The organism is Trinickia sp., from assembly GCF_051961175.1.
Lineage (GTDB): Bacteria > Pseudomonadota > Gammaproteobacteria > Burkholderiales > Burkholderiaceae > Trinickia.
The window spans coordinates 1-7,629 of record NZ_JBQCDN010000229.1 but is presented as its reverse complement, the minus strand read 5'-3'; the positions used below and the strand labels follow the sequence as shown (position 1 = coordinate 7,629).

The following is a 7,629-nucleotide window of genomic DNA, read 5'->3' as shown; positions in this document are numbered from 1 at the left end:
TCGCCGCGATTGGCCAAATTGCGGAGCTGAACGCCGATTTCGAGCGGATTGCGGCGGCCGAAATCATGATCGCTTTCGGCTGTATCCTCCGTCGGGCCATTCGACTGATTGGTATCCATGGGCTCGGTATGCAAACTTGCGCGGCGTGCACTGCACGTCGACGCCAAAGCTTTCGGATGCGTTACAGCGATCCGAACAGGGTCTCGTCTGATTAGCGGCATCGTACGTGCAAAGTTTAGAGGCATTCTCGAAATATTTTTTTACTATTCGAGCAAACACCCGGTTATTGGCTTGGGCCGGCAACCGTTCCTCTATCGCTCACGCCGATGATCGGCGCCATTATCGTGCGCCTGATGCGGCTCTGTCCATTGCCGCATGCACGACGCGGCTAGGCCGGCTGCCTTCCGGCGGCCGGCCTCGATGCCGTCTTTTCCCCGCTTGGCCCCGTCGCGCTTCGTTGGCGCTCCCCGTAAAAATCCGCGATACCGGCAAAAAAGCCGATATCGGTCAAACCGTCAAATCGTTAAACCATCTGCTTCATGATCGAAATCAGCTTCTTCGCATAGTGCGGATCCGTGGCATAGCCGGCCTTTTGCATGCCGTGCGCGAAACTGGCCGCATCGTGCGAAGTGGAGAGCACCGACGCGTAGCGCGGATTGTCACGCAGCATCTTGGCGTAATCCGTCATCGCTTCGGCGTATGAACCGTATGCGCGGAATTTCTGAACCACCTTGCGCGCCTTGCCGTTGATGTACTCGGTCGTGACCGCGGCCACCGTCTTGCCGGTCCAATCGGACGTGGCCTTGATGCCGAACACGTTGTGACTCGCCGTGCCGTCGGCGTTCTTGATCTCGCCCTTGCCCCAGCCCGATTCAAGCGCCGCCTGGCCGACGATGAAGCGCGCCGGAATGCCCGTTGCCGCGCTGGCCGCCTGCGCCGGCGCCGCCATCTTGTCGACGAACGCATCGACCTTCGTCGATTCGCCGTTACCGCGCAGCGGCGGCGTCAGTGCGCTTTGCGACGAGTAGCCCTTGCCGGATGCGAGCAATCCGTTCGATTGCGCATTCGAATACGCGCGCGCCAGTGCGTTAAGCATCGCCGTATTGCCGGCATCGCCGCTGCCGCCACTGCCACCGGCCGCACCCGTCGCACCGCCGAGCATAGTGCCGAGCGCGCCGGCGCCACCGGCACCGCCCGCGTCGCCCATGCCCATGTTGCGCGAGAGTTGCTTGATCAGCGCATCGGCCACTCCGACGCCCTTCGACGAGAGCTGCTGCGCGAGCTGCTGATCGAGCATCGACGTGTATTGCTTGCTGTCGTTCGAATCGAGGATGCCGTCCTCCGGCGTGGCCTCGCGCATGCTCTTGAGCATCATCTGTATAAACACCGCGTCGAACTGCCGGGCGGTGGACTTCAATGCTTTCTGCGGATCGGCGCCGGCCTGGGCGCGCAGTGCGTCGAAGCCCTGGACATCGAGCGCGAAGCGGTTCGAGATATCGGTACTGGTGCCGGTATCGACCTTGCCGCTATACGTGGTGTTCGGGTTCATCTGGGCACCTTCTCTTTTCTCTTAGATGATCTCGAGATCCGCGCGCAATGCGCCCGCGGCTTTCATGGCTTGCAGGATCGACATCAGATCGGCCGGCGTCGCACCGAGCGCATTGAGCGTCTTCACGACATCAGCCAGATTCGCACCGGCCGTCACGAGCTTGAGCGAACCGTTGTCCTGCTTCATCGAAATCTGCGATTGCGGCGTGGCGACGGTCGTCCCGTTCGAGAACGCGCCCGGTTGGCTCACGGCCGTCTGCGTATTGATGACGACCGACAGGTTGCCGTGCGCCACCGCGCAGCTTTGCAGCGTCACCATCTGGTTCATGACGATCGAACCCGTGCGCGAATTGAGGATCACCTTCGCGGCCGCTTGCGCCGGGCGCACGTCCAGATTCTCGAGCTGCGCCATGAACGCCACTTGCTGGCCCGGATCGACCGGGGCACGCAGCTGGATCGTGCGGCCGTCGAGCGGCATCGCCGTGCCTGCGCCGAACGCGTTGTTCACCGCAGCCACGATCCGTTGCGTCGTGTCGTAATCCATGTCGTTCAGCTCCATCTGCATCATGCCGCCCGCTTGCGACACTTGCGTCGGCACCGCGCGCTCCACGATCGCGCCGCCCGGAATCCGGCCGGCCGCGAGCTGATTGACTTGCACCTTGCTGCCGTTGGCGCTCGCACCGGCGCCGCCCACGGCCACGTTGCCCTGGGCCAATGCATAGACCTGCCCGTCGGCGCCCTTGAGCGGCGTGAGCAGCAGCGTGCCGCCGCGCAGGCTCTTCGCATTGCCGAGCGAAGAAACGGTAACGTCGATCGCCTCGCCCGGCCGCTCGAACGGCGGCAAGGTGGCCGTCACCATGACGGCCGCGACGTTCTTCAGCTGCATGTTCTGCGCCGGATTGACGCCGTTCGCCTGGCCGCTGTTCAATGAGATGCCGAGGTTGGCCAGCATGTTCGTCAGGGTTTGCGTCGTGAACGGCGTTTGCGTTGTCTGGTCGCCCGTGCCGTCGAGACCGACGACAAGGCCATAGCCGATCAGCGGATTGTCTCGCACGCCCTGGATCTGCACGAGATCCTTCAAGCGCTCGGCATGCGCTGCGCCGGCGGCGGCGAACGCCACCAACAGAGGCAGGCCCACGAGCAGGAGGCCGCGGCGCAACACGCGCAAGGCGTAAAAGACGCGGCGAATCGAAGTCAACGTCATCGCGATCACCATGGCGCCAGGTTGAGGAAGAAGCGCTGCAGCCAGCCCATGGTTTCCGCTTCGTTGATATAGCCCTTCGCCGAGTATTCGATGCGCGCGTCGGCCACTTGTGTCGACAGCACCGTGTTCTCGCCCGACACGGTGTTCGGATTGACCACACCCGAGAACCGGACGAACTCGTTGCCCTGGTTGATCAGCATCTGCTTCTCGCCGCTCACGACGAGATTGCCGTTGGGCAACACGTTCGTGACTGTCACCGTGATCGTGCCGTTGAACGTGTTCGAGGCGTTCGCACCGCCCGAACCGCCGAACGTGTTCGCACCCGATGCGCTCAGATCCATGTGGTTGAACAGGCCCTTCAGGAAGCCCGCCGTCGGCACCGACAGGCTCGAAGTGCCGTTACGTCCCGCGGCCGCGGCCGAGGACTTCGTCGCATTGATGTTTTCGGAGATGACGATGGTGAGGATGTCGCCGACGTTGCGCGGACGCTGATCCTCGAACAGCGGATGACCGGCATAGCCGGGGTTGTAGATCGACCCCGGCGGCTGCAGTTGCGGCGGCACCGGCGGCGTCGCCGTCATCGGCTGCTGCACGATCGGCTCGCGGTGCTCGATCTGCGCGCATCCGGCGAAAGTGCCCGTCAGCACCCCTGCGAGCGCACTCGCATAGGCCAGCTTGGCTGCCGCGCGCAGCCCGCGCACGCGAAAGGGGATTCGGCTCGTTTGCCACATCTTCGTCTACCGCCTGCTCATCAAAATCTTACGGTCCTGCTGCCTCAAGTTCTCTTGCCCCCCCTCGGGGGGCCTGTCGCGCAGCGACAGGTCAGGGGGTACTCACTATTAAACCGACATCTGGCTCAAGGTCTGCAACATCTGATCCGACGTCTGGACCGCCTTGCTGTTGATTTCGTACGCGCGCTGCGTCTCGATCATGTTCACGAGCTCTTGCACGACGTTCACGTTCGACGCTTCCACATAGCCCTGATTGAGCGTGCCCGCGCCGTTCAGGCCCGGTGTCGTCACGTTCGGCGCACCCGAGGACGTCGTTTCTTGCATCAAGTTCTCGCCCTTCGATTCAAGACCGGCCGGGTTGATGAACGTCGCCAGCTGCATCGTGCCGATCGTCTGGTTGTTGGTCGAATTGGGCAGCGTGATGCTGACCGTCCCGTCGCGCCCGATCGTCATCGACGTGGCGTTCTGCGGAATCGTGATCTGCGGCACGACCGGGTAGCCGCTCGAGGTCACGAGCTGGCCCTGCGCGTTCGTCTGGAACGAACCGTCGCGCGTGTAAGCCGTCGTGCCGTCGGGCATCTGCACCTGGAAGAAGCCGTTGCCATTGATGGCGACATCTTTCGAGTTGCCCGTTTGTTGCAGGTTGCCCTGCGTATACAGACGTTCGGTCGCGACTTGCTGGACGCCCGTGCCAACCTGCAGGCCCGAGGGCAGTTCCGTCTGCTGCGTCGAGTTTGCGCCGGGCTGACGCAGCGTTTGGTAGATGAGATCCTGGAACACCGCGCGCGAGCCCTTGAAGCCGTTGGTGCTCACGTTGGAGAGGTTGTTCGAGATGACATCCATCTGCGACTGCTCCGCGTTCATGCCGGTGGCGGCGATGTAAAGCGAGCGATTCATGGTAAATCTCCTGGTACTGGCTATTCGGTTCTAGGTTCTGGTCGAGAACCGATCAGGTGAACGAGAGCAACTGGTTGGCGGTCTGATCGTTCTGATCGGCCGTTTGCAGCAGCTTCGTCTGCATCTGAAACTGACGCGCGTTCGAGATCATCGAGACCATCGCCGCGACGGAATTCACGTTGCTGCCTTCGAGCGCACCTTGCGCAACGGTGACGGCCGGATCGGCGTCGGCCGGCTGGCCGTCGGCGGTCCTGAACAATCCGTCGTCGCCGCGCGTCATCGAGCTCGGGGCGGGATTGACGAGCTTGAGCTGATCGAGCACGACGATCTGCGACGGCGAATCGCCGGCGCCGAGCGCCGAGACGGTGCCGTCCCTGCCGATCGTCACGGATGCCCCGGGCGGCACCGCGATCGGGCCGCCGGTGCCGAGCACAGGCAAGTTCGTGGCCGTCACCAGCTGGCCGTTTTCATCGACGTGCAAATTGCCGGCACGCGTGTAGGCTTCCGAGCCGTCCTGCGCCTGCACGGACAACCAGCCCTGACTCGTGACCGCGACATCGAGCGGGTTACCCGTCTGCGAAATCGCGCCCGGCGCGAAGTCCGAGCTCGGCGTCGACGTCAGCACGAACGTACGCGTCGTGTCGTTGTTCACCGTCGAACCGTCGCCGAAGCTCATCGGAACGTTGCGGAAGTTCGCGAGCTGCGCGCGAAAACCCGTCGTCGACGCGTTTGCCAGATTGTTGGCCACGACGGCCTGCTGTTCGAGCGCCTCGGAGGCGCCCGTCATCGCGGTGTAAATCAGTCGGTCCATGACTCGCCTTCTCTTACGGTGCGTGCGGCTAGCAAGCTAACCCGCTTACAGGTTGATCAGCGCTTGGTCGACGGTCTGCTGCGTCTTGATCGTCTGCGCATTCGCCTGGTAGTTGCGCTGCGCCGTGATCAGATCGACGAGTTGACTCGTCAAGTCGACGTTCGAGTTTTCCACCGCGCCGCCCGTCAGCGTGCCGTGGTTCGTGCTGCCCGGTGCCGAGATCTGCGCCACGCCCGAAGCCGCCGTTTGCGCGAATTCGTTGCCGCCGAGGTCTTGCAGGCCGTTCGGGTTGTTGAAGTTCGCGAGCACGATCTGGCCGAGCGATTGCGTGCGGCCGTTCGAGTACGTGCCCGAAATCGTGCCGTCGGCGCCGATCGAGAAGTTCGTGAGCTGGCCCGAAGCAAAGCCGTCTTGCGCCAGATTGTTCACGCCGTCCGAGCCGCCGTACTGGGTCGTGCCCGTCATGTTCAGCGTGACCGATTGCGGCGTCGCACTACCGTCCGTATTCGGGATCGTGAACGTCAGCTCGCCCGTGGACGGGCTCGTCGCCGGCGCCGTGGCCGTCGTCGTCGTCAGCGCGCCTGCGGTGCTGAAGCCCACCGAGCCAATCTTGCTGATCGCGCCGGAAGCAGGACCGGAGTAGACGTCCCACGCGTTCGCGGCCGTCTTCACGAAGTACATATTGACCTGTTGGGAGCCGCCGAGCGAATCGTAGGTCTGGATCGACGTCGAGTAGTTGTACGTCTGCGAGTTCGTCGACGAGAACGGCGTCACCGCCGGCACCGTGTCCTGCGAATTCAGGTTCAGCTGCGCCGTGATGTTCTGCGTGGCGACCGGCGCGATGTTGGTCGTCGGAACTTGAATCGGCACCGTCTGCGCCGAATTGATGACGCCGTTCCCGTTCGCCGCGTAGCCCATCAGCTGCAGCCCTTGCGCGTTCGTGATGAATCCGTTTTTGTCGAGCTGGAACACACCGTTACGCGAGTACGTCAGCGTGCCCTTGTTCGACATCTGGTAAAAACCCGTGCCGTTGATCGCCACGTTCAGCGCCTGGCCCGTCGTCGTGAACGTGCCTTGCTTGAAGTCCTGCTGAACGCCCGCGAGCTGCGTACCGATACCGATCTGATCGTTGACCGAACTCGCGATCGTGTTCGCGTACAGATCGGCGAACTGCGCCGTGCTTTGCTTGAAGCCGGTGGTGTTGGCGTTCGCAATGTTGTTGCCGATGACGTCGAGGTCGTTCGACGATGCGGACAAGCCGCTCAAGCCTTGTTGGTAGCCCATTTAGCGGTCTCCCTTCCGATGAATTCTTAGGTTCGTTACAGAATGGCGGACACGCTGGACATGCCAATCGTGTCGCCGTTGTTGAGCTTGAGGCCCGTGCTGCCGTCGCTTTGTTGAACGACACTTTGGACTTGCGCGCCGGTCAGCGCTGTCACGGTCGCAGTCGCACCGGTCGTGCTCGTGCCGGCCGCCGAAATCGTGTAGGTGCCGTCGGGCAGCGTGTTGCCCGACGAATCGGTGGGCTTCCAGGAAACGGGAACCGTCCCGGCCTGTTGTGCGCCGAAATCGAGCGTATTCACGATCGTCCCCGAGGAGTTTTTCACCGTGACCTTCAGGTCCGACACGGCCGAGGACAGCGACACGCCGAAGCCCGACGAGACACCGCTCGCGACCGTCGTCGTCGCGCCCGTGGATGCGGCGGGGATGAGCACGTTCTGGCCGATCAGCAGCGAAGCCTGGGCGTTTTGCCCGGCGGAGAGCTGCGAGGCCAGCGACGTCAGCGTCGTATTGAGCTGGCTGATGCCCGTCACTGTATTGATCTGGGCCAGCTGCGAGGTCATTTGCGAGCTGTCCATCGGGTTGGTCGGGTCTTGGTTCTGCAACTGCGTGACGAGCAGTTGCAGGAACGTTTGCTGAAGGGAACTCGGGGAATTCGGACTGGCCGATGCGCTGGTGCTCGACGAGCCGTCACTCGACTTGGTCCCGTTGACGGCATTGAGCAATTGCTGCGAAATCGTACCGCCGCCGCTGATGGTGGTGTTGGATGACGTCACTACTATTCTCCTCAGGTGCCGATCGTCAGGGTCTTCAGCATCAGGTTCTTGGCGGTGTTCAGCGTCTCGACGTTGGCCTGGTACGAGCGCGAGGCCGAGATCATGTTCACCATTTCCTGCACGGGGTCGACGTTGGGCATCGTCACGTAGCCGTCCGCGTTCGCGGCCGGATTGGTCGGGTCGTAGGTCGTCTTCATCGGGGTCGGGTCGTCGATGACATTGGTCACCTGCACGCCGCCCACTTGCTGGCCGCTTTGCGTATGCGCGCCGCCGAGCGGCTTGACCCCGAACACGACTTGCTTGGCCCGGTACGGCTGGCCGTCGGGGCCCGTCGTGCTGTTGGCGTTCGCGAGATTCGACGCGGTGACGTTGAGCCGTTCG

At 62.9% G+C, this 7,629-nt stretch carries 8 protein-coding genes and 1 pseudogene; all 9 read right to left on the bottom strand.

Annotated elements, in window-relative coordinates:
- Positions 1–119: pseudogene (locus ACTHL0_RS14030) on the bottom strand (flagellar brake protein); the annotation flags it as partial.
- A gap of 404 nt (positions 120–523) precedes the next feature.
- Entirely contained in the window at positions 524–1,549 is a 1,026-nt protein-coding gene (gene flgJ / locus ACTHL0_RS14025) for a flagellar assembly peptidoglycan hydrolase FlgJ (RefSeq protein WP_440567353.1), read from the bottom strand.
- A 21-nt stretch (positions 1,550–1,570) separates the two neighbouring features.
- On the bottom strand, positions 1,571–2,737 hold the full coding sequence (locus ACTHL0_RS14020) for a flagellar basal body P-ring protein FlgI (protein WP_440567354.1): 1,167 nt from the start codon (positions 2,735–2,737) through the stop codon (positions 1,571–1,573).
- A gap of 20 nt (positions 2,738–2,757) precedes the next feature.
- Positions 2,758–3,483 carry a flagellar basal body L-ring protein FlgH gene (gene flgH / locus ACTHL0_RS14015; protein WP_440567352.1) on the bottom strand — a complete coding sequence of 242 codons (726 nt, stop codon included), beginning with the start codon at positions 3,481–3,483 and terminating at the stop codon, positions 2,758–2,760.
- A 108-nt stretch (positions 3,484–3,591) separates the two neighbouring features.
- A complete protein-coding gene (flgG, locus tag ACTHL0_RS14010) occupies positions 3,592–4,380 on the bottom strand; it encodes a flagellar basal-body rod protein FlgG (protein WP_440567351.1) in 789 nt (262 codons plus the stop codon).
- 52 nt (positions 4,381–4,432) lie between these two features.
- Positions 4,433–5,191, bottom strand: coding sequence for a flagellar basal-body rod protein FlgF (flgF, locus tag ACTHL0_RS14005; RefSeq protein ID WP_440567350.1), 759 nt, complete (start codon positions 5,189–5,191; stop codon positions 4,433–4,435).
- A 45-nt stretch (positions 5,192–5,236) separates the two neighbouring features.
- The gene (gene flgE, locus ACTHL0_RS14000; RefSeq protein WP_440567349.1) at positions 5,237–6,475 is read right to left on the bottom strand and encodes a flagellar hook protein FlgE; all 1,239 of its coding nucleotides are present in this window, start codon (positions 6,473–6,475) and stop codon (positions 5,237–5,239) included.
- Positions 6,476–6,510: 35 nt separating this feature from the next.
- The gene (locus ACTHL0_RS13995) at positions 6,511–7,248 is read right to left on the bottom strand and encodes a flagellar hook assembly protein FlgD (RefSeq protein WP_440567348.1); all 738 of its coding nucleotides are present in this window, start codon (positions 7,246–7,248) and stop codon (positions 6,511–6,513) included.
- An 11-nt stretch (positions 7,249–7,259) separates the two neighbouring features.
- Positions 7,260–7,629, bottom strand: a 370-nt coding sequence (gene flgC, locus ACTHL0_RS13990; RefSeq protein WP_440567347.1) for a flagellar basal body rod protein FlgC, incomplete at its 5' end; no start/stop codon positions are given.